Origin of the sequence: Streptomyces vastus, from assembly GCF_039532825.1 — a bacterium.
Classification (GTDB): Bacteria; Actinomycetota; Actinomycetes; order Streptomycetales; family Streptomycetaceae; genus Streptomyces; species Streptomyces vastus.
Map to the genome: position 1 here is coordinate 42,141 of NZ_BAAASJ010000030.1, position 23,825 is coordinate 65,965.

Here is a 23,825-nt window from a genome sequence, read left to right on the forward strand (position 1 = left end):
CGAGACGCAGGTCGAGGACGCCCTGGAGACTTAGTTGACGTCTATGTAGTCAGCAGAGGAGTTGCTGGCGCCGGTCGTGGAGTTGCCGCTGTAGCGCCAGCGCCATGAGCCGTCCTGGGAGGCGGTCACCGTGGTCTTCAGGTAGCCGGTACTACTGGCGGTTACCGACTTGACCGTGGTGTAGGTGCTGGAACCGGCGGGCTTGAACTGCAGCTTCACCAGTCGGCCGCCGTAGTTGTCGTAGCGGTGCAGACTCCAGTTGGCGCGCTGCACGGTGCCGATGACGGTGATCGGCCTGCCCTTGGTGACGGGCTCCGGGGAGGCGTTCATGTTCTGGATGCGCGAGGCACGCTGGAGGCGGACCGTCGCGGAGAGCAGGTCGGTGTCGTAACCGCCGCCCTTCTTGATGGCCGTGCCTACGGTCTTCAAGTCGGTGGCGTCACTGTTGATGAGCTTGTTGCCATTACCGCCCGGCATGTTGTCGGGGTCGATGGTCATCGTCTCGTCGCAGTCGTGGAAGGTGTAGCCGCCTGCGGAGGATTGGCCGCAGCTCCACCGGGTCGTGAAGACCGCGAGCTTGTACTCGTTGGTCCCGTAGGTGCCCCGGTATGCGCTGACCCACCAGCTGTCGAGCGTCACGTTGCTCTGCACCGTGTACGTCAACTGCGCCTCGACCTCGGCGCTGATGCCGACGACGACGGGCTTGCCGTTGTTGACCACGACGTTCGAGAACGAGATGTCGCTGTCGGCCGCGTGCGCGGCCGGCGCCGTGAGCCCCACGCCCACCAGCGCCATGCCCCCGCCCACCGCCGCGGCGGCCGCGCGCCGCGCAGCCGAGGGTCTGTGCCGCTGCGGAGCAGCAGCCGATATTGAAGTGATCAATCCCCACCCCTGAGTCGAGTGTCTGCCCGGCGGGTCAACTGCCCGCCGCGGGAACTCCAGATCATCCGGGGCAGCACCTGGCAGCCATCGAGGAAGGGCCGCCCCGGTGCCGTACGGACTCGTGGACAAAGCCAGAACGGCCCTGCGCACGGCCCCTGCGCCCCACCAACAGACTTGGAAGGCCGAGGGGCCCTGTCGCTGTCCCGCCCCTGAGACCGTCGGGTCAGTCCGGGCAGGCAGTGGCAGCGATGTGGGCACCGCCCGGAGGCTCAAGGGTCCGTATTACTGGCACTGCGGACACCACACCGTGCCGCGGCCTGCCAGGCGGGACCGGCGTAGGGAGTTGCCGCAGCGCGGGCAGGCGGGGGCGGGGTCGTCGCGGTGACCGGTGAGCCAGGAGTCCCGCGGCGGGACGCAGCCGGCGGCGACCGCGGAGCGCAGGGTGCGGCGCATGTGCGTGTACAGGCGACCGCAGTCGTCCTCGGTGAGATCGCCCGCCTTTCTCGTGGGACGCAGTCCTGCCCGCCACAGGATCTCGTCGGCCAGCAGATTGCCGAGTCCGGCCAGGACGGACTGATCGGTGAGAGCCGTTTTGACGCTGCCGCGGCGTGCGGTGAGCGCGGCCTCGAACTCCTTACGATTCACCGCCATCGCGTCGGGTCCCTGGCGTTCCAGGAGCCGTGCGACCTCCGACTCGTCGTCGGCCAGCCAGAGGCCCTGGAGCTTGCGCTGGTCGCGGTAGCGGAGCTGGCGGTCACGGGCCACGGTGAACAGGACGCGGTCGTGCGCCTCTGCCGCGTCGTCGGGATGACTGCAGACCAATTGGCCGGTCATACCGAAGTGCAGCACAAGGGTGGGGCCGCCGGTGCGCGCGAGCAGCCACTTCCCGTGCCGCTCCGGCTCGGTGAAACGCCGGCCTTCCAGCGCGTCACGCAGCTGCCCCGTGCTCATCCCGTGCAGTACGCCCGTGTCGCGCACGTCGACGCGTTGGATGATCTTGCCCTTCGCGCAGGACTCGAGCACCTTCCGGAAACCCTCGACGTCTGGCAGCTCAGGCATGGGGTGCCTCCTCTCTCACGCGAAGATCCACGCTCTCGGTCCGGCTGCGGCCTCCCGCAGAACATGGTGTCTCCTGGGCAGGTCACGTGCAGCACCGCACGCACCGCGCAACGGCCAACAGCGGCTCCTTCGGCCCGGGCAAGGCCCCGCTCTTCTTGATGCCCCAGGTCAGCGGCCTGGGGCAGCTGCCCTTGCCGCTGCCCCTCCAGCGCTCTTCGCACCGCTGCACACCCGGAGACGGCGACGCCGCCCAAGCCGATGTGTTGCTGTGTCACGGCTGTGCCACGGCGGTGTCGTGAAGCAAGACGGGCGTGACCTGAGGGCTCTGGGACTCCTCATAGTCAGCACAGGGCGGGAACCGGCGGAAACGCCGCCGGGCGCCTGCTGCTCCCCACTTCGGAAGGAACTTCCCGTGATGAACCGCCACCTGCGCAAGGTCGTCGTCGTCACCGCCGCGATCACCGCCGGGGTGCTGATGACGGCGTGCCAGAACGGCACCGACGACAGCTCGTCCGGCGCGAGCGGGACCGGCACGGCGGCGGTCGCGGAGAAGGCGTCGGACGCCAAGAACTCCAAGGGCGTCAGCGGCTCGTTCAAGAACGGCAAGGTCGCCTATCTCGCCCCGGGCAAGTACATCGTGTCCGTACCGGGCAAGGACGACCAGCAGTTCCTGGTCGCCGACGACACCGAGGTCTACGGCGCCGGCACCATATGCGGCGAGGCGGGGTCCAAGGTGGACGCGCCGTGCACGCTGGACCAGCTGGAGACGGCCACAAAGAAGGGCGCCGTGAGCGCCGACGTGGAGATGAAGGACGGTATCGCGGCCCTGGTGACCGAGCGGCGTGCCGCCCAGCAGGACGCCGGCTCGGGCTCCGGCTCCTCCGGTTCGGACTCCGGCTCCGGCTCTGACTCCGACGAGACCGTCGTCGAGGGCATCAACGAGGGCAAGGGTGTCAACGGAACCTGGTTCGGCAACGTCTCCTACCTGGCGCCGGGCAAGTACACGGTCTCCGACATGAAGGGCGTCGAGCAGCAGTTCCTCGTCGCCGAGGACACCGAGATCTGGGGTTACGGCGACATCTGCGGTGACACGAACACGGGCGAAGGCGGCCAGGGCGGCATCGAGTGCACCGAGGCCGAACTGGAGACGGCCGCCAAGAAGGGCTTCTCCGCCGAGGTCGTGATCAGCAACGGCATCGCGACCACCATCCGCGACGACCACTGAGCCGCAGGCCGGACGCAACGCGCCGCGCCGGACGCCGGCGCGGCGCGGCGATGGGGCGCCGACCGACGTGGGTGGGCGGGGGTGGCGAGGAGGCCGCCGTAGAGGAGGGCCGGCACTGCGTGACGAGGTCACCGCTGCCGGGCCCACCCGGTTCGAGGCCGGCTGACCTCTCTGCGCGGACGATGGCGGGACAATGGCGGGATGATGGTCGCTATGCGCATCCGCATCGACGCCGTCGACCTGCCCGGCCTCACCCGCCCCGCCTCTGTCGACGGCAAAGTCCCCGCGTACGGCAACATCCACGTCGCCGTGCAACGCCGCGACCGTCCGGCCGAACTCCTCGAGCCACAACCCGGCGACGCACCGTCCGCGACATGGACCCTGGAGTGCACCACTAGCGCCTCGCCGACCGGCACCGATGTCAAAGGCCCCTACGTGCAGGACCGTCTGGGCCGACGGTTCATCTACCTGTCGTGGGGCACGGTCGACGAGTCGGGCCTCTTCACGATGTTCCGCCGCGCCAAGCTGATGCTCGACGTCATCCCCGCCGACGTACTCGCCGCCGCCGCACGGGACGGGCTGCTGGTCGGACGCCTAGGCCTGACCGACGCGCAGGGCGGGCCTCTGTGCGCACGCGTCGAGCCCCCGCACATCACCTGGACCGCCGCACGCGCCGGCTAGTACTGCCACGGGGGTGTGGGCGAGCGCCTAGCACTTCAACCCCCCGACGCCGGCTGGTCGCGCGGGCCTTCGGCCGGCTGATGCACCACCGCCGTCTCGCGCGCGATGAACCCGGAACCACACACTTCCGCCGGGACAAACGCTCTTTCAGTCGTCGTTTCCGGTGTTCTCGCTCGGCAGGAACATCTGGCGTGCCCAAAGACCCAGCAGCACGATTCCGCCGACCAACAGCGGTACCGGGTCGCGGGCAAGAGGAGCCAACACATATCCCAGCGCCGTCACCGTGCAGACGGTCAGGGGAACGAACGCCGCGGCACCCTCTATCCCCGCCCGCAGGGCGGGCCGACCAGTGCCCAGGACGTTCACCCCGCCGTCCGCCCAAGGGCTGGCAGCAATCACCAGCAGTCCCGCGGTGTCGCAGGCGTCGGCCAGCTGAGAAGGCATCACCTCGGCGGAATGCGGGCCGGCCGACCACAGTCGCACGGTGTCGCCGATCAGCGTGAGGGTCAGCCCGACGACCGCTACTCCCACAGTGGCCCGCTGATCGTTCCGCACGCGACGCCAGAGGGCGAACAGAAAACCGAGGAACACGACTTCCGCGCCCCAAAGGACGCCGACCATCCCCTTCTCCAGCCGCCAGCCGACACCAACCGCCCGCAGCAGTACCCATCCCGTCATGAACACGGAGCCGGCCGTGACGACCCCGTCAAGCACGCGCCGCAGCCACAGGTGCCGACCTGCACCGGAATCGGCCGCGACGACCAGACCGGCCATTCCCAGGCCCACCGCCACCGTCACTACGGTGACCACCACCGGACCGAGCAACGGCCGCGCATCCACTGCCCATGCCGGAGGGTGGGCCGACAACACGGTAACCGCGGCCCGGTACACACCCCCGGCCGCGGCAGAACCCGCGAACAGCAGCAGACGCTTCCGCACACGCCCTCTCGCCCCCCACGCACGGAGCATCAGGGACGCCGTCAACACCCAGCAGGCGACGGACGGCCCGAATGCCTTCATCCACGCCGCCAGACTCTCGGCTGCCCACCAACCGGCGGAGGTCAGCGCTGTTGCGACGAGACATGCCACGCCGACCGCGCACCAGACCCCCGCTCCGCTCGAACGGCCTGAACGGGCCTTGAACACGTCCGGTGACTTCCCCAACCCCAACATCAGGTGCGCCTTTCAACCGGCGCCCGCCCGCAGGACCTCCCCTACAACCGCCGGATCCATTTGCAGACCGTAAAGGACTCACCACCGGTACCGAACGAAAGCGTCGGCTGTTCACCCGTACTGCTGAGTGTGGACCTCGGGCACCAGTACTGACAGGCGCTGCGAGTCGGCGCCAAGGTGTCGTGACGGTCCGTCGGTTTCTCCGGCGGGCCGTTTCGGCTGTCGGCCCTTGGACGGGCGCGTCAGAGTCCCAGCGTCGGGTGAGCGCAGGGCCATGGTGCTGCTCACACGCGGGAAATTGCTGCTTCCGGTGTACTGCCGCTGCACGCCTGCCGAACCACTGCCCTTCTTCGCAAAGCCCGTCTGATCCACTGTCCGCGTCCGCGTCCGCGTCCCAGCGAGCACTGCGCAGGAGAGGCGGCATCGGTCCGGGACGAGCAAGGCCGGCCTGTTCGGCCAGCCGCCAGCAGTTCTTCCGCTCGACACCCGACAGCAGGCCGAGCAGATACGCGCGGGCGGTGGCGCGGGGTTCTACCCGCCGGAACCGGCCCGCGGCCCGGGGGGTCAAGAAAGTAGCGAAGCTGCTGGGCCACTGCGGATCGCCCCACATCCGGTAGGGAAGGACGATCACCGCGGCGCCGAGCGTCACGACCAGCGTCACCGCGACGGCGGGTGCCGACGTCGTACGGCAGACGCGTACCAGCAGGATCAGCAGGCTCCGCTCAGGCGACGTCGTGGACGTTGTGCTCGATGAAGTCGGATGCGTGCCGGGCGGTGGCGCGGTAGTCGGCATCGTCGTGGAGGACGGCCAGACCGTGATGGGCTGCGGTGGCGGCGATGACGAGGTCCACGGCCGAAGCGCTGCGATGCTCCCCGGCATGGGCCATACGGTGTTGCACCGCGCTGATCCAGCGCCCCGCGTTCTTCGGCACCGACACGTCGGGGTAGAGGTCGGTGAACATCTCCGTGATCTCGTCGTACTCGCGTCCGTTCCGGGCGCTGTGGAGGAACTCGGCGCGTTGTACATGGCAGGACGCGATGGCCCCGGCGTCGATCGCGTCGTACCAGGCCGATTGCAGTTTTGGATCACGGAGCAGCCGAACCAGGCCAGACGTGTCGAGCAGGTAGATCACCGGCTGTCCTTCTCTGCCCGGTGCAGGCGTTCGGCGTCCTCGACGGCACCCCACTCACGCGCACGCTCGAAGTGACGGCTGATGCGCGCCGCACGCTCCTGCTGCTCGGCGTAGAAGTTCAATGCGAGATTGACCGCCTCCTTCTTGGTTCTGACCTTGGACAGAGCCATGGCACGCTCCAGTGCGTCATCGTCTATGTCGATCTGGGTCACAGACATACGGCACCTCCCGCACAATGTTGGTGATGTACATAGAAGAGTACGTCACCAACATCAACAGGTCCACGCCTGCATGTCAGCTTCGTCATGTGCGGTAGCGACGGACACTCCAGATGAGCCCGCACACGAGCCGGCGGACACAGTCCTCGCCTGATGCGGGGGCGGTCATCGCCATGGGGATTGGGCGAGCCGTTCGACCTGGTGGTGGATGTGTTCCACGTGGTGCTCGGATTCCGGTTTCATCAACACACTGCGGAGGATGCGGGCGCTGTCGGCGTCCGAGGTGATTTTGGGGTGGCGTGCGGTGAACGCCTCGCGGTCGGCTCTCAGAGTGCTCAGGAACACCGGGTCGGGGCTCGTGATGCCGTCCGCCAGGATGCGGGCGGAGGCCGTGTCGATGCCGCTCAAGGTGGCGGGGTCGACACGGGGGAAGTAACTGACGATGTCCAGTTCCGGCTGTTGGTAGAGCTCCAAGTGTTCGGAGGCGGTGATCAGTTGGGCCCACTTCAATGCGGCCCGGCGGCCCGCCGCGAGCGCCCGGCCCAGGCCGTCGGCGGTGGGCGGGAGAAGCTGGAAGGTGAGCCACAGGGCGGCGGCCGAGGCGCCGGCGCGTGAGCATTCAAGGCTGATCTCGCCGAGATGGAGCTCGCTGGAGGTGAAGTAGGTGTACGGCGAGTCGTGGAGGTAGAAGCGCCCCACCTCGGGGTCGCGGAAGAGCACGGCACCGCAGCCGTAGGGCTGGAGCCCGTGTTTGTGCGGGTCGACGACGACCGAATCGCACCGGGCGATCGCCTGCCAGGGCTCGGGCGCGAGTCCCTCGGGCCCCTCGGCGCCGGCCAGCAGGGTGAAGAAGCCGCCGTATGCGGCGTCGATGTGGATACGAACGCCGTAACGCTCTTTGAGAAGCAGGGCCTCGTGGACCGGGTCGACGGCCCCCAGCCCGGTGGTTCCAGCCGTCAGCACGACCGTGCCCACCCGGCCGCTGCGCAGCAGGTCCTCCAGCGCGTCGAGGTCCATACGTCCCCTGTCGTCCGTGGGGACCGCGTGCCCCTCCATCCCCAGCACACGGCACATCCGGCCGTGTGTGTAGTGGGCGTCCGCGCCGTACGCGACACCTCGGCCGGGGTGTAGTTCGCGGGCGACGAAGAGGGCTTCGAGGTTGGCGATCGTGCCGCTGGTGGTGAGGTGGCCGAGGTGGGTGTCGTAGCCGAACATGGCGGCCAGCTGAGCAACGGCCTCGCGTTCCATCCGGGCCGTGGCGGGGCCGCCGTCCAGGGCGTGGTTGTTGGGGTTGATCAGCATGGCGGTGAGGTAGCCCGCCACTGCGGCGGGGTGCGGGGGCTTGAGCATCTGCCCCACGTAGCTCGGGTGGAAGAAGGGGTAGTTGTCCCTCAGTCTCCCGGTGAACTCCTCGAAGGCTGTGGCGAAGCGGTCGTCGTCGACCTGGAGCGACGGGTGCGGCTGGTAGGTGCCGAAGGTGTCGGCCCAGTCCTGTATCGCGTGGGTGGCTCGGCCGAGCCAGTGCTGCAGGTCCATGGATGTCCCTCTCTCCGATGTGGCCGACGGGGTGGCGTCCACCATAGAATTTTGTTGAGCAGTCAGCAATTGATTGCTCAGCAACTGAGACGTCAGTAGGTGATGTGGCAGTAAACTCGCGAGCCATGACCGTCAGGATGGGAGGATCTGCGCAGGTGAATGCCGCGACCAGGCGGGGCGAACAGGTCGTCCGTGCCGCCAACAGCCAGCTCGTTCACGACTTCGGGCTGCTGATCAAAGCCGCGACCCGCTTGGAGCAGCGGATCGACACTGCTCTGCGACGGGAGTGCGGGATCAGTCACACGATGCTGGAGGTCCTCATCAGGCTGTGCCGCAAGCCGGGCGAGGAGGTCTCCCAGCGCCAACTCGCCGACGACCTCACCCTCACCAGCAGTGGCACCACCCGGCTGATCGACCGCATGGAAGAAGCCGGCCTGGTCCGCCGCGTACCGTCACCGGACGACCGCAGAAGCGTCTTCGTGGAGCCGACTGATCACGGCCGTACCGTTTTCCTTCAGGCCGTGACCGTTCACTCTCATGTCGTCGAGCGGTACTTCGTCACGCCCGTGGTCCGCGACGACTACACCCGGCTGACCGACGCGCTGAGCGACATCAACGAGGCGCTGCGCGACGCCGCCGGCTGATACCGCGCGCGGCGGGGGGAGCGTCCGGGCGGGCCGGCCGGGCGATGACCGACCACGGTGACCGGCGTTCCGCCCGCGTACGTCGTGGTCAGGCGATGGATGGCCGTGCTGTGTTCCGTCGCGGCCGGATGTCATCACCAGCCGCGCTCCTGTCCGCATGACCGCTGCAACCTGCGGTGCGCGTACCCACGCCTCAGCGCAGCGGCTCCATCTCCCAACTGGCCAGTATCCGCAGGGCTTCCTCCGAGCGGGAGCCCGGCTCGGCGTGGAAGGTCATCAGCCGCATGGGGGCGCCGCCGGGCAGCGCCATGGGCTCGCGGACGAGGTCGAACTCTCCCACCACCGGGTGCCGCATCCGCACGGAGTCGCCGACGCTCCCGCAGCTCACCTCGTGCCGTGCCCACAACCGCCGGAACTCCTCGCTCTTCTGCGACAACTCCTGGATCAGGGAAGCGAGATGTGGATCCCCGGGGCTCTTGCCGGCGTTGATGCGCAGAACGCCGGCGACTTTCAGAGCCGCGTCGGCCGGGTCGGAGAACCGATCGCGCATCGCCGACGAGAGGAAGATCAGCCGGGCCACGTTGCGCTCCGCGGACGGCAGCCGGCCCCAGTCCCCGAAGACGGCGGCGGCGAGCCGGTTCCATCCCAGGATGTCCATCCGCCGGCTGACGACGTAGGCGGGTACGCCGAGCGCGTCGAGCAGGTGCTGGACGGTGGGCCGCAGTCGCTGCGGCGGGGGCGTGGCCTGCGGCGTGCTCTGCCGGTCGGGCTGCGCCAGCCGGATCAAATGGCCATGCTCCTCCTCGGTCAGACACAGGACACGGGCGACGACGTCCAGCACCTCGGCCGACATGGTTTCGCCGTATCCCTGCTCCAGGCGTGCGTAGTACGCGTACGACATCCCCGCCAGCTGCGCCATCTCCTCGCGCCGCAACCCGGGAACCCGCCGCCGCCCGTGCGAGGGCAGGCCCACGTCCTCGGGACTGAGCCGGGCCCTGCGAGAACGCAGGAACTCCCTCAGCTCGGTGCGCCGGTCGAGTCCGGGCGTCACTTGGTCACCGGGCGCCACATGTGAAGACATCTCTGTCCTCCAGTCGTCCAACGTGCCAGGCAGATGCGGAGCAACGTACAGCATCGACCCTGCGACGCATTTTGATACCGAGTATCAGACCGAGGTGGAGCCCCCACTACGGCACGTCCCCAGGGCGCCCGCAGAGCGCACGCCCTTCGACTGGCTCGAGCAGGGGCGTGTTCTGGATACCCCCGACGCGGTTGGCCCACCAAACAGTCAGTTCGCGTACGAAGAACACCGGCAGTCGCCGGTAGCGGCGGGGCTTCTGGAAGACCCCGACGGAATCACCCCAGTAGGCATGTTCGGCATCAATGGCCGCGTAATTGTGCCGGATTCCCGTCATCGGCGGGAAATCGGTGTAGGCCTCGCGCAATTCGAGTCCCGAGTACGCAGCCATCGCCCGGAACCCGTCTGGGTAGTAGCGCCAGCAGTCCTGTGCGTCGTGCGCATGGCCGCGCGACGGTGCCGTGATGAATGCCATTCCCCTGGGCTTCAGCACACGCGCGATCTCCATCATCGTTGCCCAGAAGAACGGGATGTGTTCGAATGCCTGGCCCGAGAGCACAAAGTCCGCACTGTTCGACTTCACTGGAATGCGGTACGGCTTGGCCATCACGGCATCCACATTCTGTCCATCGAGCACATCGACGCCCACATAGTCGATGTCGCGCTGACCCAGCATTTCTTTATGCGTGACACTCTGCTTGTCTGACACACGCGATCCCAGATCAACGACCCGGTGCCGCCGATTCGTCGGCATGTACTCCTTCACGCAGAGTTCCATCTGCTCGTATGCAGACCTGTGCATCAGTGTTGCCTCTCGATATGCCCCCACACTGCAATGGACATGTTCCACAACTCCCATCGGTAGAAGGAGTGACGCGTCTGACCGCGTGACAGCGAGGTCCGGCGAGTGCGTGTCCCGTCGGCGATGCTGTGAGATGGACGCGTGGCGTCGGGGCCCGCGGTGGTGATGACCTCTGCGAGCCGGCTACGCCGTTCGGGCGCCGTGCGACGCCCGAACGGCCAGAAACGCTGGGGTCCGGGCGAGCCAATATCTGTGGTCGCGAAATGAGAAATAGACGCCACGCTCGATGAAGGTTCCTTACTCGACAGGTGGAGCAGAACTATTCAACGCACACGGTCGATCGCAACGTGATACTGTCGGTCCCAGTTGCAGTTGTGGTTCCCGAACGCTTGGGAGTGCCCTCACCGGTTCCATACGCCGGTAGAGCTCCTTACATTTCCGGTTATTTTCCGGCGGGGTGATCATCTCGACGACGCGGAGTCCGCACAGTGTGGACTTCGAGCACCGCCCCAAAGGAGATTCAATATGGCTGCCGGCACCGTGAAGTGGTTCAACGCGGAAAAGGGCTTCGGCTTCATCGAGCAGGACGGCGGCGGCGCCGATGTCTTCGCTCACTACTCGAACATCGCCGCTCAGGGCTTCCGTGAGCTCTCGGAAGGCCAGAAGGTGACCTTCGACATCGCGCAGGGCCAGAAGGGCCCGACGGCCGAGAACATCGTTCCCGCCTGACGCCGACACGTACGTCGCAGCTGGGGCCCGCACCGTGGGGTGCGGGCCCCAGCTGATCGGTTTTCAGGGCGCGGGCTGCCTGCCCGACCGTACCTGACAACCACAATTTCAGCCGCAGGGTTGTCCAGGGGCCATGGTCATGACCCCATCGATCCTGCCGCCGGGATCTCACCATTCTCGTGAGAGAAAAATCCCACGCACGTCACCTGTGCATTCCCTGCACGTTCCCTTCGGGATCCCATTCGATTCCGCATTGTCTTCGGCTCGTTCTCGCGATTCTCTGCGCTGCTCATTTGCTGCGGGAATTCCTTGATTCGTGCCATATCAAGGAAGGTTCCGCATGAACCGCACGCGTACAAACGATCGCTTCGTCCGCACTCGCGCCGGAGGTTCCGGCGCCAAGAGGGGCGGCAGCCGCTACGGAACCGGGGCCGGAACCGCAGTCCCCGGCCGCTCCGGTGCTCCGCGCCGCCCCGAAGGTCATGGACGTCGACAGGCCGCTCCCCAGGGCGAGTTCGCGCTGCCGAAGACGATCACCCCCGCGCTCGGTGCCGTCGAGACGTTCGCCGATCTCGCCATGCCTGCGCCGTTGCTGGCCGCGCTCGGCCACGAGGGCGTGACCGCACCGTTCCCGATCCAGGCGGCGACTCTGCCGAACTCGCTCGCAGGCCGCGACGTACTCGGCCGTGGCCGCACCGGTTCGGGCAAGACGCTCGCCTTCGGCCTCGCGGTCCTCGCCCGTACGGCCGGTCAGCGCGCCGAGCCCCGGCAGCCGCTGGCCCTCGTCCTCGTACCCACCCGCGAGCTCGCCCAACAGGTCACCGACGCGCTCGCCCCGTACGCCCGAGCTGTGCGGCTGCGGCTGACCACAGTGGTCGGCGGGATGTCGATCGGCAGGCAGGCCGGGGCACTGCGTGGCGGTGCGGAGATCGTCGTCGCCACGCCGGGCCGGCTCAAGGATCTCATCGACCGCGGCGCCTGCCGACTGGACCGCGTCGCCATCACCGTCCTCGACGAGGCCGACCAAATGACCGACATGGGCTTCATGCCCCAGGTCACCGCGCTGCTCGACCAAGTGCGTCCCGAAGGGCAGCGGATGCTCTTCTCGGCCACCTTGGACCGCAACGTCGACCTGCTGGTCCGCCGCTACCTGCACGACCCGGTGGTCCACTCCGTCGACCCGTCCGCGGGTGCGGTCACCACCATGGAGCACCACGTACTCCACGTACGCGGCGCGGACAAGCATCGGACCACCACCGAGATCGCCGCACGCGAGGGCCGGGTGCTCATGTTCCTGGACACCAAGCACGCGGTGGACCGGCTGACCGAGCATCTGCTGAACAGCGGCGTCCGCGCCGGCGCCCTGCACGGTGGCAAGTCCCAGCCGCAGCGCACACGGACCCTGAACCGCTTCAAGGCCGGGCATGTGACGGTACTGGTGGCGACCAATGTCGCGGCGCGCGGAATCCACGTGGACAACCTCGATCTGGTGGTGAACGTCGATCCGCCCAGCGACCACAAGGACTATCTACACCGTGGCGGCCGCACGGCCCGCGCCGGTGAGTCCGGCAGCGTGGTCACCCTGGTGACCCCCAACCAGCGCCGCGACATGAGCCGGCTGATGGCCGCCGCCGGCATCACCCCGCAGACAACCCAGGTGAACTCGGGTGAAGCGGAGTTGACCCGCATCACAGGCGCTCAGGCGCCCTCGGGTGTCCCCGTCGTCATCACAGTGCCGGTCGTGGAACGCCCCCGGCGCGGCGCCTCTTCCTCTTCCTCGTCCCCGTCCCGCGGCCGCCGCGGCCGCGCCGGCCAGGGCCGGTCCACCGGCGAGGCGGCACGCCGCGCGGCACAGCGGCCGACCGCCTCCAACCCGGCGGCCTAGAGCCCTCGTGGGCAGAAACCTCACCCGACTTCGCAGACCCGTCCTTGCAGGAGGCTCCACCTTGAAGCCGGTTCGGCTGCTGCAGCGCCCTACGGAGCCTGCCTCCGCGCTTCCGGCCCCGGCCGAGGTCGTCGGCGTATCCGGACTGCGGGTCCCTGACGACATGACCGTCGAGGTGGCCCTGTCCGTCATGGCCGGTGCACATGTCGAGCATCTGCTGCTGTGTGACAAGGACGAACAGTTCACCAGCTCGATCAACCGGGCCCAGCTCGCCGTCGTCCGCGACAGCTCCGCCTTCACGGACCGGGTCCGTCTACGGGATCTCCTCGGCGCCGGTCGACCACCGGGCGTGCTCGCCCTCTCCCCCTGACCCGCCTCAGCAGGTCAGCCCCGACTCGTACTCCATCCCTGTGAGGCATCATGCGCTGTGTCATCGCCCGGTTCCCGTTCGAACTCACCAAGCACGAGGTACTGGCCTCCATGAAGGGCATCAAGCCCGAGGCCGTCACGGGTGAGTCCGTGCTCATCGGCCGCCGCCACTATCCCGTCAAGCAAGTGGGCGAAGTCATCACCCGGCAGGACCGCCGCGACTTCACCAGCGGGGAAGTCACCCGCGCCATGAGCCGCCTCGGCTTCACCTGCCGCAACGGCGAGGAGAGCACACCCGCCGCGCGCGTCCTCACACCGCTGCAGACCGCATCGGCCCTGCTCGGCAGGCCCGTCTCCTGAATGACGACCGGCGGAAGCCGGCACCAGAACAGCGACAGAACAGCGATGAGGGCCCTGCCGACACACGTCGGCAGGGCCCTCGTCGTGGGGCGTCTCACGGTTCGGAGTAACTGAAGTCCCCCACGGTCCAGGCACTGACGTCGCTGATGGCGACTCGGTACATTCCACCCGTCTCGGGGATCCCGACACTGCCCTGCAGGATCCGGGCGAGATGGAAGTGCAGATGCGTGGGCGCCTCGCCGCGGTCGGTTCGGTCCTCTGTCCGGTCGGCTGCGAAGACACCGGAGAACTGGCCGAGACGGTCCGAGTCCTTCAGTACCTCCGACACTCGCTCCCTCCACACGGCTTCGGGCGCCAGTCGGCCGGTGATGACAGCACCGCCGACAACCACAGTCAGCGACATCTGATTGCTTTGCGCGGACTCCACCTTGGCGGCGATGTCCGCGAGCAGGTCGTCAGGTTTCGACATGAGAGCCGATTTTATGCAGTGGTCGGTCCTCTGTGCTCATTTCCCGCACGTGACCTCGGGCGCCGACGTGCGGCCGGCGAACCGGCGCGGTGAGAGACCGGGGGCGCTGGAGCGCATGGCCCACCGCGCCGCCGCTGTCAGCCGACGCAAAATACTTACGCCTCGAGATCTCCGAAATCTGTGCTCGCCAGAGTAGACATTGGCTGGTGATCTAGTTAAGGTTCCTTTCGTAGACACGGTCAAGGAAGCCCGGCAGACACGAACTGCCGGGCAGCGGTACACGAAGTTTGCAGGTCAGGGTGACTGTGGAGTTCCGAAGCCACGTTGTTCGCAGGACGGTGACGGGACTGACAGTCGCACTGGGCGGCTCGCAGGTTGAGGGGCCGCCGACAGCAACACCAGCAGTTCGCATCATTCAGAGGAAAGGAAGGAGGGAGCAGACGCCATCAGGATCGCCCGGCCCAGGAAGCATTCGGCCGGGTACCGCAAGACCCCGGATTGGAAGGTGGTCCCCGGTCACGAATCCGCGATCCCCGCACTCCCGGCCCTCTCCCGGGCCGGGTAGCGGAAACAGCAGGTCGGCACAGCAGTAGGGCCGACAGATGGTGTTCAATCCCTTCGGGGCCCTGGTGCCGCATGGCACCAGGGCCCCTCGACGCGTCGTACAACGAGGTGTAAATGACAGCAGATACTCCGCTCAGCGGTCGTCTGGACGACGACGACTACCCCGCGTACACCATGGGCCGGGCCGCCGAAATGCTCGGCACCACCCCCGGCTTCCTCCGGGCCATCGGTGAGGCCCGTCTGATCACTCCGCTCCGCTCGGAGGGCGGGCACCGGCGGTACTCCCGTTACCAGCTGCGGATCGCCGCTCGCGCCCGCGAACTCGTCGACCAGGGGACCCCGATCGAGGCTGCCTGCCGCATCGTCATCCTCGAGGACCAGCTTGAGGAAGCGCAGCGCATCAACGCCGAGTACCGCCGCGCCGCGAAGGAAGATCCCGACAGTTCCAGCTGAGTGCACCGGCGCGGGCATGGGGCTCACACCGACATGCGGGCTCGTGGCCGGACCAAGCGGAGGTGGCTGCTTGCCTTGGAGCGGACTCCAACTCGTAACGGTTGGGGCCGTCACCCATACTCACCACGCCGGCGCTCCGGCGACGCACGGCCGGGTCCAGGTCCGCCGAATGAAGCCGCCCGAAGCCGTCTGAATCGGTGGGACGACCGGCCGGCCGCGCTGGAACGTGCGCCGGACAGACCGGACAGACGGGGCGGCCCGCCCGCCAGCCTGCGCAGGCTCCGCAGGAGGTGTAGTCGAGGATCAGGCGGTCGCCGGGCGCGAAGCCGCCGACCTGCGGCCCGACGGACTCCACGACACCCGCCCCCTCGTGGCCGAGCACGGCGGGCAGCGGGAAGGGCGCGGCCTGGCGGCGCACGCTCAGGTCGTGCGGCACAGCCCGGTGGCGACGGTGTTCGTTCTGCGGGTGGTCACAGCCACGGCGGCAGCTCGGGGAGCGGCGCCCCCGTTGTCGTATGGAGTCGTACGGATGTGCCGCGTCCGGTGAGCCAGCGCGCGAGGTCGGCTGCGGATCCCTCGACGACGGCCGGGCTGTCGTCGGTACGGCGGTCCCGGTCGGTCGCCCGCACCTGGAGCCGTAGGCCCTGCGCGGTACGGCGGCGGGTGAGCGCGTCTTCGATCAACGCGTCGGCGAAGTCCTCCGGGAAGGCCGAGAAGTCGCCGCCGGACGGCAAGTCGCAGGCGTGGATCCACACTTCGCGGCTGCGCAGCCAGGGGATGGTGCGCGCCGGGACGGTGCGCCCCTGGGCGGTGACGACCTGGGCGTCCCACTTCGGGTCGGTGAGGCGGTCCAGGGCGGCGGCGAGCCGGTCGTGCTCGGCCTCGACGAAGGCGCGCAGGCGCGGCACGGGCCAGGCGGCGCCGGACTCGATCTCCTCCGCCCGTGCGTCCGGGCTCGGGTACATGGGTGTGGGCTCGCCCGTCGCCGCCCAGTGGGCCAGCCGTCCGAGGGCCTTGGCGTTGTGCCCGACGTGGGAGAGCAGGTGCCGGCCCGACCAGCCGGGCAGGCGGCTTGAGCCTCGTAGCTCCTCGTCGCCCACCGCCTTGAGGTGAGAGAGAAAGTACGCGTGCCCCTCGGCCATCCAGCGAAGGCTGCGAGCCGGCGTGCCCGTGGTCATGCGGAGGTGCTTTCCGGGGCACGCCGTACCGGGTTGGACAGGGCGCCGATGCCCTCGACGGTCGTGACCAGGGTCTGGCCGTCCTGGAGGTAGCGGGGAGGCTTGCGGGCGTGGCCCACGCCGCCGGTGGTGCCGGTGGCGATGAGGTCGCCGGGATTGAGGGTGATCATGGTCGAGATGTACGAGACCAGGTCGGCGGCGTCGAACAGCAGGTCGGCGATGGTCGACTTCTGCAGGGACTCCCGGTCGATCTCGCAGCTGATCGCGGCGTCGTGCGCGAGTTCGTCCGCGGTGAGCAGGCAAGGGCCGAGGGGCGTGCTGGCCTCCCAGGTCTTGCCCTGGAGCCACTCCTTGGTGCGGAACTGCCAGTCGCGCATGGAGACGTCGTTCATGACGGTATATCCGGCGATGGCCGTCTCCGCGGTGGCCCGGTCCGCGCGCCGCACCCGCTTGCCGACGACCACGACGAGTTCGGCCTCCCAGTCCACCGTGGGGGACTCGGGCGGCAGGGTGAGAGTGTCGTAGGGACCAATGAGTGCTTCGGCGAACTTGGCGAACAGAGTGGGGTGTTCGGGCAGGTCGCGGCCCATCTCGGTGATGTGGGTGCGGTAGTTGAGGCCCACGCACACGATCTTGCCGGGGTGCGGGATCACCGGGGCGAGGTCGGTGGGCTCGACGGCGAGGGTCGCTCCGCCCGTGGCCGCGGCACGGGTGCGCCAGTCGTCGTGGGCGAGCAGGCTGCCCACGTCGCCCGGGCCGAGGTCGACGTACTGTCCGTCCTCGACGCGGGCGGCGCGCAGTCCGTCGGCCGTGCGTACGGTCGCCAGCTTCATGCGTGGGGGCCTTCCTGGTAGGTGCGGTCGAGGTGGAGCCGTTCGAAGACGGGGGTGTCGCTGAAGCGGAAGAGGTCGAGTCCGGTGTCGGTGGCCAGGCTGAGCGGGGTCCAGGAGGGAACGACGAAGAGGTCGCCGCGTTCGACGGTCCAGCGGGCCTCGCCCACCGTGACCTCGCCCGTGCCGTCGAAGACCTGGAAGACCGACGAGCCGACCTCCCGTACGGCGGCGGTCGCCGTGTCCGGCGCCAGCCGGTGGAACTCGGTGCGGAGCGTCGGCAGGACGTCGCCGCCCGTGGTCGGGTTGGTGTAACGGACCGCTGCGTGTCCCGGCTCGACGGTCGCCGTGCAGCCCTCGGCCTCCAGCGCGAGCTGGTCGGACAGCGCGCGGTCGGTGTACTCCCAGCGGTAGGCGAGCAGCGGGGTGGCCGGCGTGGGCGTCAGGTGCGTGAGCGGGCGCAGGCCCGGGTGGGCCCACAGCCGCTCCGAGCGGGAGCGTTCGGGGGCCTCGCGGGTGCCGACGTCGTCGGTGCCGAACTCGAAGAACGTCGCGTCCGTGTAGTGCTGGAAGGGGATGTCCAGCCCGTCGATCCAGGCCATCGGCCGGTCGCTGCGGTTGTGGTGGCCGTGCCAGTGCCAGCCGGCCTGCGGCAGGAAATCGCCGCGGCGCATGGCCACCGGGTCGCCGTCGACGACGGTCCACACACCCTCGCCCTCGACCACGAAGCGGAACGCGTTCTGGCTGTGCCGGTGGACCGGTGCGTCCTCGTACGGCTTGAGGTACTGGATCGCCGCCCACAGCGTCGGCGTGGCGAACGGGCGCCCGCCAAGGCCCGGGTTGGCCAGCGCGATGGCACGGCGCTCGCCGCCGCGTCCCACGGGGACCAGGCTCCCGGCCTGTTCCGCCATCGGCATCAGGTTGCGCCAGCGCCACAGGTGCGGCACGGCCTTGGAGTGAGGCTCGGCCGGCATCAGTTCGCCGATCTCGGCCCACAGCGGGACGAGCAGTTCCGACTCGAACTGCCGGTAGAGCGACTCGAGTTGGGGAGTGCGCTCGGGCTGTCCCGGGCCGTCGGTGGCGCGGATGGTCACCGGAGACGGGGTGGTGGTCATGCCTGTACTCCCAGTCCTCAGCGGGACGACTTGGTACGGGTTGATACGGGCAACGTTGCCAGTGTTCTGCTGAGGGGGATACGTTTTTCTGCTATGAAGAACGAGCCGCCGTATCCGATCGCCTCGGTCGACCACGCGCTGCACCTGGCGATGCTGCTGCAGCAGGAGGGCCCGATGCGGGTCAGTGATGCCGCGGAACGTCTTGGCGTCTCGCCGTCCACCGCGCACCGCCTGCTGGCGATGCTCGTCTACCGGGACTTCGCCGAGCAGCGGCCCGACCGGCGCTACCAGGCGGGCGAGGTCCTGCGCCCCACCGTCACCACCCAGGCTCCGGTGACGCTGCTGAGGGAGGTGGCGCTGCCCCATATGCAGGAACTGGCCGACGCCGAGGAGGAGTCGGTCAACCTCATCGTCCTGGCAGGCACCGAGGCCCGGTTCCTGGCGACGGCGGAGTCCCGGGCCCCGCAGATCCTGCGGGTCGGCACCCGGGCCGGCCGGTCACTGCCCGCTCACCTGACCTCGGGCGGCAAGGCCATCCTCGCCGCCCTTCCCGCCGAGAACCTCACCGCGCTCTACGACGGCGACACCGAAGTCGACCTGCCCCGGCTGCGGCGCGAACTGGCCCGGGTGCGCAAGCGGGGCTTCGCCCTCAACAACCAGGAGACCGAGACCGGCCTGACCGCGATCGGCGTCCGCGTCCGGGCCCCTTCGCACGGCCTGATCGCAGCCGTGGCGATCGCCATACCGACGGCGCGCTTCCGCCGGGACCGCCTCCCCCATTGGGTGAGCGCCCTGGCCTCGACGGCCTCAGCCGTCGAACGCGAACTGGAGGCGCGAGCCTGACCGGTCCCCGCATCGGGGGCACCGTGGCTCAGTGAGTCGGTGTGTCACCAGGCCAGGGCGTCGGCCATGGTCGACTGCCAGTACGAGACTCCGATCGAGTCGTCGACGTACACGCCCTTCGCGGGGAGTGACGGGTGCGCGCTCGCGTCCTCGCCGAAGAAGACCGCGAGGGACTTGGCCGTGTAGCCGTTGGAGCCGCTGCCGTCCGCGGAGGTGAGGAGGACGCTCGCATAGCCCGACTCGCCAGGGGCCAGCGTGACCACCGCCTGCGGCTTGGAGTCCTCGAAGGCCGGCGGGACGGACTGGGCCTCGTCGAAACGGACCGCCGGATAGCCGACGAGGTCGCAGTTCTTCGAGCCGGTGTTGGTGACGGTGAGGAGGAGGTGGTTCAGCGGGCGGGAGACCTCCGTGGCGGTCATCCGGGTGGAGGCGCTGGAGCAGGGCGGGTACGCGGACGCCGAGTCGCCCTTCGATCCCTTTGAACCGTTCGAGCCCGAGGTGCCCGTGGGGTCCGACGACCCCCCGGAACCCGTCGTGCCGCTCGAACCGGCCGCGCCCCCTGTAGAGCCTTCGGACGTCGCGCCCTCCGAATCGGTCTGTCGCGCCCAGGTGGAGGTTCCCCCGTTCGCCTTGGACGAGGGCTTGGAAGGGTTGGCGGAGGCCGTGGACGCGGATCCTGCCGATGCTGCGCCCTCGTCGCGGCCGCCCTCTGCGTTGTTGCAGGCAGTCAACGTCAGCGTGGCGGCCGTGAGCGCGGCGGCGACGAGCATGCGGGTGCGGTTGGCGCGTGTGGACATGTGAATCCCCCTGTGCGGTACGGGCGTTGGCATGGGCCGCTCGACCGGGTGCCGGGAGCGGCGTGTTTGGATGGCCAAAGCTTGTGCGGTGATCCGTCCCGGCCGCCACGGCTGCCGGGGTATCCGGGACGCTGGAACGCTTGCGATAGCTCTGACCTGGGGGAATGACCTCTCCCTGGAATGGAGGTCCGGGACGTGGTGAGAGGGCGGAATGGTGGCGGGGGACGAATTCTCTGAACTGTTGGGCCGGTTGAAGGAGCGGTCCGGGCTCAGTTACGGGGTGCTCGGGAAGCGGCTGCACACGAGTGCGTCCACGCTTCACCGGTACGTCAACGGGGATGCCGTACCGACGGATTACGCACCCGTGGAGCGGTTCGCGCGGGTGTGCAAGGCGACGCCCGAGGAACTGGTGGAGCTGCATCGGCGGTGGGTTCTGGCGGATGCCCGGCGCAGGCAGAAGGCGGGCGGAGTCGCTGCGGAGGAGGAACGGCAGGCGCGTACAGCGGATGTGGCGGCGGAGGCCGGGACCAGGGCGGCGGGGTCCGAAGGGGAGGTCGGGACCGGGGCCGCGGGGTCCGAAGCGGGCGGGTCCGAAGCTGTGGCCGAGGCCGTTCCCGAGGTCGAGCGGCGGCACCTGACGGAGGTTCCCGTGGCGCGGCGGCGGCGTACCGTCGTCCTCGCCGGGGCGGCCGTGGCCGCCGCCCTCGTGTCGGTCGCGCTGGTGGTGAATCTTGTGCCGGGCGAGGGTGAAGGCCATGACGCCCGGGGCGGGAAGGGGTCCGTCGGTGCCGCCTCCTCGTCCGTCGACGCAAGTCCCGGTGCCTCCAAGCCGTCCGGCGCGAAGGGCGGTTCGGCCTCGCCGTCCGCGTCCCGCAGCGGCAGTCCTACGGCTTCCCCGTCCGCCTCCGCCTCCCGGAGCGGTGGGGCCGGGGCGGGCCAGGACGGTGGTGCCGAGGACGAGGCCACCGAGCCCTCCGTCGTCGTCAATCCGTACGAGTGGGAAGGGCCGTGCAGCCAGCACTATCTGGTCGACCGGGAGCCCGAGCAGGTCGTTCCGCCGCCGGGTGAGCCGGACGCGCGTGGGTGGGTCAGCGCGCTCGGAGCCGTCGCCGGCGGGCAGCAGATGCTGGCGCTGACCGTGCAGGGCAAGGGGAAGGCCACCGTCGTCCTGGACAAACTGCATGTGCGGGTGGTGGAGAAGAGCGCGCCGCTCGACTGGAACGACTTCGTGATGGGCGTCGGGTGTGGTGGCAACGTGGAGACGACGGCTTTCGGGGTGGACCTCGATGCCGGGCGGCCCGCGATCTCTCCCAAGGCCGGTCAGCGCGACTTCCCGTACAAGGTGAGTGAGTCCGATCCCGAGGTCTTCTACGTCTTCGCGGACGCGCGGGCACACAACGTGAGCTGGTACCTGGAGCTGGAATGGTCCAGCGGTGACCAGAAGGGCACCGTACGCGTCGACGACAACGGCAATCCCTTCCGGACGAGCGGGAACGTGGGGCGGCCCGCGTACAACCATCCGCTCGGAGGCTCCGAGTGGCGACGGGATGAGTACGAACCCAACATTCCCGGCTGAGCACCCGGCGGGCAGCGGATGACAGCTGCCCGCGGCGCAGTGCGAGCAGCATCCGCCCTCGGCGCGCGGCCCGGCTGCTCGCGCGGCTGACCGGTCGGGGGCGTTCGGCGCGTCAGAGATCCTTGAGCTGGTCGATGCGGACGGAGCCGCCGGTGGTGACGGAGTCGATGGCGGCGAGGGCGATGCACAGGGCGGCGCGGGCGTCCTCGCCGGTGACCGTGGGGGTGCGGCCGGTGCGGACGCCGTCGGTGAAGTCGGCGAGTTCGGCCACGTAGGCGTCGTGGAAGAGGTGCTGGTCGTAGGTGACGCACTCGGCGGTGGTGCCGTCGGGGCCGTACGCGGTCAGGTGGGTACGGCGGAGGTCGCCCAGGGTGAGCATGCCGGCCGAGCCGAGGACTTCGGCGCGTACGTCGTAGCCGTAGACGGCCTGGAAGCTGGCTTCGGCGGTGGCGAGGGCGCCGTTGTCGAAGCGGATGGTGACGACGGCGGTGTCGAGCAGGCCGTGGTCCTTGAAGTCGGGGCGGATCAGGGCGTCCGCAAACGCGGAGACTTCGACGGGTTCGGCGCCGGGGTTGAGGTGGCGCAGGACGTCGAAGTCGTGGATGAGGGTCTCCAGGAAGATCGTCCACGGGGGTATACGGGCCGGGTCGGCGAGTTCGGGGTCGCGGGTGAGCGAGCGCAGCAGTTGAGGTGTGCCGATGTCACCGGCGGTGATCTTCTCGTGGGCGGCTCGGAAGCCCGGGTCGTAGCGGCGGTTGAAGCCCACCTGGAGTGGCACGCCCGCGTCGGCGGCGGCTTTGATGGCGCGGTCGGCCTCGGCGAGGGTGACGGCCATCGGCTTCTCGCAGTAGACCGCTTTGCCTGCCTTGGCCGCCGCTTCTACGAGGTCGGCGTGGGTGCGGGCCGGGGTGGCGATCACCACCGCGTCGATGTCCGGGGCGGTGAGGAGGTCGCCGATGTCCGTGTAGGCGGCGGTGCAGCCGAGCCGGTTGCCCAGGCTGCGCGCGGTGCCCGGGGCGGGGTCGGCGATGGCGGTGAGCCGGACGCCCGGGAGGCGGTGGGCGAGGGTCTCGGCATGGAAGGCGCCCATGCGTCCGGCGCCGATGAGGCCGACGGCGAGAGGCTGTTGGGTGGTCATGGGAGTGGTCATGCGGGCGCTCCATACGTCATGGTCGGAGGCCGCCGGGATCGTCGGATCCCGACGAGGCAGGCAGAAGCAGTCGGAAGCAGTCGGAAGCAGTCAGAGGACAGTGGACAGGAGCGTCAGAGAGTGAACGCGGAGCGGAAGCGCTCCAGGGCGAGCTCGCTGCCGCCGGAGGCCCAGGCCTCCATTGCGACCGTGCCTTCGTAGCCGAGCTCTTTGAGGGTGCGGGCGACGGCGGGGTAGTTGATCTCGCCGGTTCCGGGCTCGCGGCGGCCGGGGACGTCGGCGACCTGGATCTCGCCGATCAGGCCCAGGGCGTGGGCCTTGCGGACCAGCTCGATCAGATTCCCCTCGCCGATCTGGGCGTGGTACAGGTCCAGGTTCATCCGCAGTCCGGGCCGGCCCACCGTCTGGACCAGGGCCATAGTGTCGGCGGCCGTCGCGAACGGCACACCGGGATGGTCGACGGCCGTGTTGAGGTTCTCCAGCGTGAAGACCACCCCGGCGCTCTCCCCCAGCTCGGCGAGGCGGGTGAGCGTGCGATGGGCGGCGATCCACATCGCTCCGGTGGCCGCACCGGTCACCGGCACCACCGGCAGGCCCTTGTCGTCCAGTCCGGTGCCGTGCAGGTTCAGCCGGGGACAGCCCAGTTGCTCGGCTGCCCGGAGCGACTCCTCGGCGGTGCGGAGGAGTTCGGCGGTGCCCTTCTCGTCGGTCAGACTGCCCCGGATGTACCCGGTCATGGACGAGAACTCGGCCGGAGTCCGGGCCAGGGCGTCGAGGTCGTGCCGGGTCCAGTCCCAGATCTCGACCTGGAAGCCGGCGTCGTGGATGCGCCGGGCCCGTTCGTCGATCGGCAGATCCAGGAAGACCATTTCGGCGCAGACCGCCAGTGTGTACATCGCCACCCGCCCTTTCTCCGCGTACCTGGATCTAGTTCTATGCTCCAGGAGCTAGAACGTTCTAGATTCATCCGTGAGCAGCAGTACGCCAGTCGCCACCCAGACCTGTCAAGACTTCGGTGGCCACGAATGCTAGAACGTTCTATAGTCGGCCGTAGTCGACCTCCGAGGAGGCGATCC

Annotated in this window: 26 protein-coding genes and 1 pseudogene; 10 read left to right on the forward strand and 17 right to left on the reverse strand. The window is 68.9% G+C overall.

Annotation, left to right across the window (positions count from 1 at the left end; all coding sequences use genetic code 11):
- Window positions 1-30: 30 nt before the first annotated feature.
- Window positions 31-795 (reverse strand): hypothetical protein, encoded by a 765-nt coding sequence (locus tag ABD357_RS13735; RefSeq protein WP_344390111.1) that lies wholly within the window; start codon window positions 793-795, stop codon window positions 31-33.
- A gap of 369 nt (window positions 796-1,164) precedes the next feature.
- Window positions 1,165-1,941 carry an Fpg/Nei family DNA glycosylase gene (locus tag ABD357_RS13740; protein WP_344390113.1) on the reverse strand — a complete coding sequence of 259 codons (777 nt, stop codon included), beginning with the start codon at window positions 1,939-1,941 and terminating at the stop codon, window positions 1,165-1,167.
- Window positions 1,942-2,356: 415 nt separating this feature from the next.
- On the opposite strand from ABD357_RS13740, the gene ABD357_RS13745 reads away from it, so the two are divergent.
- Both ABD357_RS13745 and ABD357_RS13750 read left to right on the forward strand, forming a co-directional pair.
- Entirely contained in the window at window positions 2,357-3,166 is an 810-nt protein-coding gene (locus tag ABD357_RS13745; RefSeq protein WP_344390114.1) for a hypothetical protein, read from the forward strand.
- A gap of 213 nt (window positions 3,167-3,379) precedes the next feature.
- Entirely contained in the window at window positions 3,380-3,847 is a 468-nt protein-coding gene (locus ABD357_RS13750) for a DUF5990 family protein (protein ID WP_344390115.1), read from the forward strand.
- Window positions 3,848-3,994: 147 nt separating this feature from the next.
- On the opposite strand, the gene ABD357_RS13755 is transcribed toward ABD357_RS13750, so the two are convergent.
- The 5 genes and pseudogenes from ABD357_RS13755 to ABD357_RS13775 form a co-directional block, all read right to left on the reverse strand.
- The gene (locus tag ABD357_RS13755; RefSeq protein ID WP_344390117.1) at window positions 3,995-4,672 is read right to left on the reverse strand and encodes a hypothetical protein; all 678 of its coding nucleotides are present in this window, start codon (window positions 4,670-4,672) and stop codon (window positions 3,995-3,997) included.
- A 648-nt stretch (window positions 4,673-5,320) separates the two neighbouring features.
- A pseudogene (locus tag ABD357_RS13760) lies at window positions 5,321-5,630 on the reverse strand (IS701 family transposase); the annotation flags it as partial.
- 112 nt (window positions 5,631-5,742) lie between these two features.
- The gene (locus ABD357_RS13765; RefSeq protein WP_344390118.1) at window positions 5,743-6,153 is read right to left on the reverse strand and encodes a PIN domain-containing protein; all 411 of its coding nucleotides are present in this window, start codon (window positions 6,151-6,153) and stop codon (window positions 5,743-5,745) included.
- Window positions 6,150-6,371, reverse strand: coding sequence for a type II toxin-antitoxin system VapB family antitoxin (locus tag ABD357_RS13770; RefSeq protein ID WP_344390119.1), 222 nt, complete (start codon window positions 6,369-6,371; stop codon window positions 6,150-6,152). Before ABD357_RS13770 ends, ABD357_RS13765 begins: the two co-directional genes overlap by 4 nt.
- Before the next feature lie 165 nt (window positions 6,372-6,536).
- Window positions 6,537-7,907, reverse strand: a complete 1,371-nt coding sequence (locus tag ABD357_RS13775; protein ID WP_344390120.1) for a pyridoxal phosphate-dependent decarboxylase family protein — start codon at window positions 7,905-7,907, stop codon at window positions 6,537-6,539.
- A 125-nt stretch (window positions 7,908-8,032) separates the two neighbouring features.
- Between ABD357_RS13775 and ABD357_RS13780 the strand changes: the two genes are divergently transcribed.
- Entirely contained in the window at window positions 8,033-8,551 is a 519-nt protein-coding gene (locus ABD357_RS13780) for a MarR family winged helix-turn-helix transcriptional regulator (RefSeq protein WP_344390121.1), read from the forward strand.
- Between the two features lie 193 nt (window positions 8,552-8,744).
- Here the strand turns inward: ABD357_RS13780 and ABD357_RS13785 are convergent, their stop codons facing one another.
- The gene (locus ABD357_RS13785; RefSeq protein WP_344390122.1) at window positions 8,745-9,632 is read right to left on the reverse strand and encodes a helix-turn-helix domain-containing protein; all 888 of its coding nucleotides are present in this window, start codon (window positions 9,630-9,632) and stop codon (window positions 8,745-8,747) included.
- A gap of 106 nt (window positions 9,633-9,738) precedes the next feature.
- Entirely contained in the window at window positions 9,739-10,431 is a 693-nt protein-coding gene (locus ABD357_RS13790) for a class I SAM-dependent methyltransferase (RefSeq protein WP_344390123.1), read from the reverse strand.
- Window positions 10,432-10,956: 525 nt separating this feature from the next.
- On the opposite strand from ABD357_RS13790, the gene ABD357_RS13795 reads away from it, so the two are divergent.
- The 4 genes from ABD357_RS13795 to ABD357_RS13810 all read left to right on the forward strand — a co-directional run bounded on the left by ABD357_RS13795 (window position 10,957) and on the right by ABD357_RS13810 (window position 13,774).
- A complete protein-coding gene (locus tag ABD357_RS13795; RefSeq protein ID WP_030872951.1) occupies window positions 10,957-11,160 on the forward strand; it encodes a cold-shock protein in 204 nt (67 codons plus the stop codon).
- Window positions 11,161-11,500: 340 nt separating this feature from the next.
- Window positions 11,501-13,045, forward strand: coding sequence for a DEAD/DEAH box helicase (locus tag ABD357_RS13800; protein WP_344390124.1), 1,545 nt, complete (start codon window positions 11,501-11,503; stop codon window positions 13,043-13,045).
- A 61-nt stretch (window positions 13,046-13,106) separates the two neighbouring features.
- Window positions 13,107-13,415: a CBS domain-containing protein gene (locus ABD357_RS13805; protein ID WP_425584857.1), complete on the forward strand. Its 309-nt coding sequence runs from the start codon at window positions 13,107-13,109 to the stop codon at window positions 13,413-13,415.
- A 50-nt stretch (window positions 13,416-13,465) separates the two neighbouring features.
- Window positions 13,466-13,774 (forward strand): SCO5918 family protein, encoded by a 309-nt coding sequence (locus ABD357_RS13810; protein WP_344390125.1) that lies wholly within the window; start codon window positions 13,466-13,468, stop codon window positions 13,772-13,774.
- 94 nt (window positions 13,775-13,868) lie between these two features.
- On the opposite strand, the gene ABD357_RS13815 is transcribed toward ABD357_RS13810, so the two are convergent.
- Window positions 13,869-14,243, reverse strand: coding sequence for a hypothetical protein (locus ABD357_RS13815; protein ID WP_344390126.1), 375 nt, complete (start codon window positions 14,241-14,243; stop codon window positions 13,869-13,871).
- Between the two features lie 678 nt (window positions 14,244-14,921).
- Between ABD357_RS13815 and ABD357_RS13820 the strand changes: the two genes are divergently transcribed.
- Complete coding sequence (locus ABD357_RS13820; protein WP_344390127.1) at window positions 14,922-15,260, forward strand: MerR family transcriptional regulator; 339 nt, start codon at window positions 14,922-14,924, stop codon at window positions 15,258-15,260.
- Here the strand turns inward: ABD357_RS13820 and ABD357_RS44690 are convergent.
- Genes ABD357_RS44690 through ABD357_RS13840 form a run of 4 tightly spaced genes read right to left on the reverse strand, consistent with a single transcriptional unit; the run spans window position 15,208 to window position 18,383 of the window.
- Complete coding sequence (locus tag ABD357_RS44690) at window positions 15,208-15,696, reverse strand: alcohol dehydrogenase catalytic domain-containing protein (protein WP_425584858.1); 489 nt, start codon at window positions 15,694-15,696, stop codon at window positions 15,208-15,210. The two genes, ABD357_RS13820 and ABD357_RS44690, sit on opposite strands and share 53 nt — an antisense overlap.
- Window positions 15,697-15,730: 34 nt before the next feature.
- The gene (locus ABD357_RS13830; RefSeq protein WP_344390128.1) at window positions 15,731-16,438 is read right to left on the reverse strand and encodes a maleylpyruvate isomerase family mycothiol-dependent enzyme; all 708 of its coding nucleotides are present in this window, start codon (window positions 16,436-16,438) and stop codon (window positions 15,731-15,733) included.
- Window positions 16,435-17,271, reverse strand: coding sequence for a fumarylacetoacetate hydrolase family protein (locus ABD357_RS13835; RefSeq protein ID WP_344390129.1), 837 nt, complete (start codon window positions 17,269-17,271; stop codon window positions 16,435-16,437). The genes ABD357_RS13830 and ABD357_RS13835 overlap by 4 nt, the downstream gene beginning before the upstream one ends.
- Entirely contained in the window at window positions 17,268-18,383 is a 1,116-nt protein-coding gene (locus tag ABD357_RS13840) for a cupin domain-containing protein (protein WP_344390130.1), read from the reverse strand. The genes ABD357_RS13835 and ABD357_RS13840 overlap by 4 nt, the downstream gene beginning before the upstream one ends.
- A gap of 93 nt (window positions 18,384-18,476) precedes the next feature.
- On the opposite strand from ABD357_RS13840, the gene ABD357_RS13845 reads away from it, so the two are divergent.
- Window positions 18,477-19,226 (forward strand): IclR family transcriptional regulator, encoded by a 750-nt coding sequence (locus ABD357_RS13845; protein WP_344390131.1) that lies wholly within the window; start codon window positions 18,477-18,479, stop codon window positions 19,224-19,226.
- A 44-nt stretch (window positions 19,227-19,270) separates the two neighbouring features.
- Here ABD357_RS13845 and ABD357_RS13850 read toward each other — a convergent pair whose 3' ends face one another.
- Window positions 19,271-20,023 (reverse strand): DUF4232 domain-containing protein, encoded by a 753-nt coding sequence (locus ABD357_RS13850; protein ID WP_344390132.1) that lies wholly within the window; start codon window positions 20,021-20,023, stop codon window positions 19,271-19,273.
- Between the two features lie 211 nt (window positions 20,024-20,234).
- Between ABD357_RS13850 and ABD357_RS13855 the strand changes: the two genes are divergently transcribed.
- Window positions 20,235-21,599 (forward strand): helix-turn-helix domain-containing protein, encoded by a 1,365-nt coding sequence (locus tag ABD357_RS13855; protein WP_425584859.1) that lies wholly within the window; start codon window positions 20,235-20,237, stop codon window positions 21,597-21,599.
- A gap of 112 nt (window positions 21,600-21,711) precedes the next feature.
- Here ABD357_RS13855 and ABD357_RS13860 read toward each other — a convergent pair whose 3' ends face one another.
- Window positions 21,712-22,749, reverse strand: a complete 1,038-nt coding sequence (locus ABD357_RS13860) for a Gfo/Idh/MocA family oxidoreductase (RefSeq protein WP_344390133.1) — start codon at window positions 22,747-22,749, stop codon at window positions 21,712-21,714.
- 113 nt (window positions 22,750-22,862) lie between these two features.
- Window positions 22,863-23,645 carry a TIM barrel protein gene (locus ABD357_RS13865; protein WP_344390259.1) on the reverse strand — a complete coding sequence of 261 codons (783 nt, stop codon included), beginning with the start codon at window positions 23,643-23,645 and terminating at the stop codon, window positions 22,863-22,865.
- Window positions 23,646-23,825 lie beyond the last annotated feature (180 nt).

Excerpts from the sequence above, each read along its gene's own strand:
- ABD357_RS13735 (WP_344390111.1), bottom strand. The coding sequence starts at position 795 with ATGGCGCTGGTGGGCGTGGGGCTCACGGCGCCGGCCGCGCACGCGGCC.
- ABD357_RS13740 (WP_344390113.1), bottom strand. The coding sequence starts at position 1,941 with ATGCCTGAGCTGCCAGACGTCGAGGGTTTCCGGAAGGTGCTCGAGTCC.
- ABD357_RS13745 (WP_344390114.1), top strand. The coding sequence starts at position 2,357 with ATGAACCGCCACCTGCGCAAGGTCGTCGTCGTCACCGCCGCGATCACC.
- ABD357_RS13750 (WP_344390115.1), top strand. The coding sequence starts at position 3,380 with ATGCGCATCCGCATCGACGCCGTCGACCTGCCCGGCCTCACCCGCCCC.
- ABD357_RS13770 (WP_344390119.1), bottom strand. The coding sequence starts at position 6,371 with ATGTCTGTGACCCAGATCGACATAGACGATGACGCACTGGAGCGTGCC.
- ABD357_RS13775 (WP_344390120.1), bottom strand. The coding sequence starts at position 7,907 with ATGGACCTGCAGCACTGGCTCGGCCGAGCCACCCACGCGATACAGGAC.
- ABD357_RS13780 (WP_344390121.1), top strand. The coding sequence starts at position 8,033 with ATGACCGTCAGGATGGGAGGATCTGCGCAGGTGAATGCCGCGACCAGG.
- ABD357_RS13785 (WP_344390122.1), bottom strand. The coding sequence starts at position 9,632 with ATGTCTTCACATGTGGCGCCCGGTGACCAAGTGACGCCCGGACTCGAC.
- ABD357_RS13790 (WP_344390123.1), bottom strand. The coding sequence starts at position 10,431 with ATGCACAGGTCTGCATACGAGCAGATGGAACTCTGCGTGAAGGAGTAC.
- ABD357_RS13795 (WP_030872951.1), top strand. The coding sequence starts at position 10,957 with ATGGCTGCCGGCACCGTGAAGTGGTTCAACGCGGAAAAGGGCTTCGGC.
- ABD357_RS13800 (WP_344390124.1), top strand. The coding sequence starts at position 11,501 with ATGAACCGCACGCGTACAAACGATCGCTTCGTCCGCACTCGCGCCGGA.
- ABD357_RS13810 (WP_344390125.1), top strand. The coding sequence starts at position 13,466 with ATGCGCTGTGTCATCGCCCGGTTCCCGTTCGAACTCACCAAGCACGAG.
- ABD357_RS13815 (WP_344390126.1), bottom strand. The coding sequence starts at position 14,243 with ATGTCGAAACCTGACGACCTGCTCGCGGACATCGCCGCCAAGGTGGAG.
- ABD357_RS13820 (WP_344390127.1), top strand. The coding sequence starts at position 14,922 with ATGACAGCAGATACTCCGCTCAGCGGTCGTCTGGACGACGACGACTAC.
- ABD357_RS13830 (WP_344390128.1), bottom strand. The coding sequence starts at position 16,438 with ATGACCACGGGCACGCCGGCTCGCAGCCTTCGCTGGATGGCCGAGGGG.
- ABD357_RS13835 (WP_344390129.1), bottom strand. The coding sequence starts at position 17,271 with ATGAAGCTGGCGACCGTACGCACGGCCGACGGACTGCGCGCCGCCCGC.
- ABD357_RS13840 (WP_344390130.1), bottom strand. The coding sequence starts at position 18,383 with ATGACCACCACCCCGTCTCCGGTGACCATCCGCGCCACCGACGGCCCG.
- ABD357_RS13845 (WP_344390131.1), top strand. The coding sequence starts at position 18,477 with ATGAAGAACGAGCCGCCGTATCCGATCGCCTCGGTCGACCACGCGCTG.
- ABD357_RS13850 (WP_344390132.1), bottom strand. The coding sequence starts at position 20,023 with ATGTCCACACGCGCCAACCGCACCCGCATGCTCGTCGCCGCCGCGCTC.
- ABD357_RS13855 (WP_425584859.1), top strand. The coding sequence starts at position 20,235 with ATGGTGGCGGGGGACGAATTCTCTGAACTGTTGGGCCGGTTGAAGGAG.
- ABD357_RS13860 (WP_344390133.1), bottom strand. The coding sequence starts at position 22,749 with ATGACCACTCCCATGACCACCCAACAGCCTCTCGCCGTCGGCCTCATC.
- ABD357_RS13865 (WP_344390259.1), bottom strand. The coding sequence starts at position 23,645 with ATGTACACACTGGCGGTCTGCGCCGAAATGGTCTTCCTGGATCTGCCG.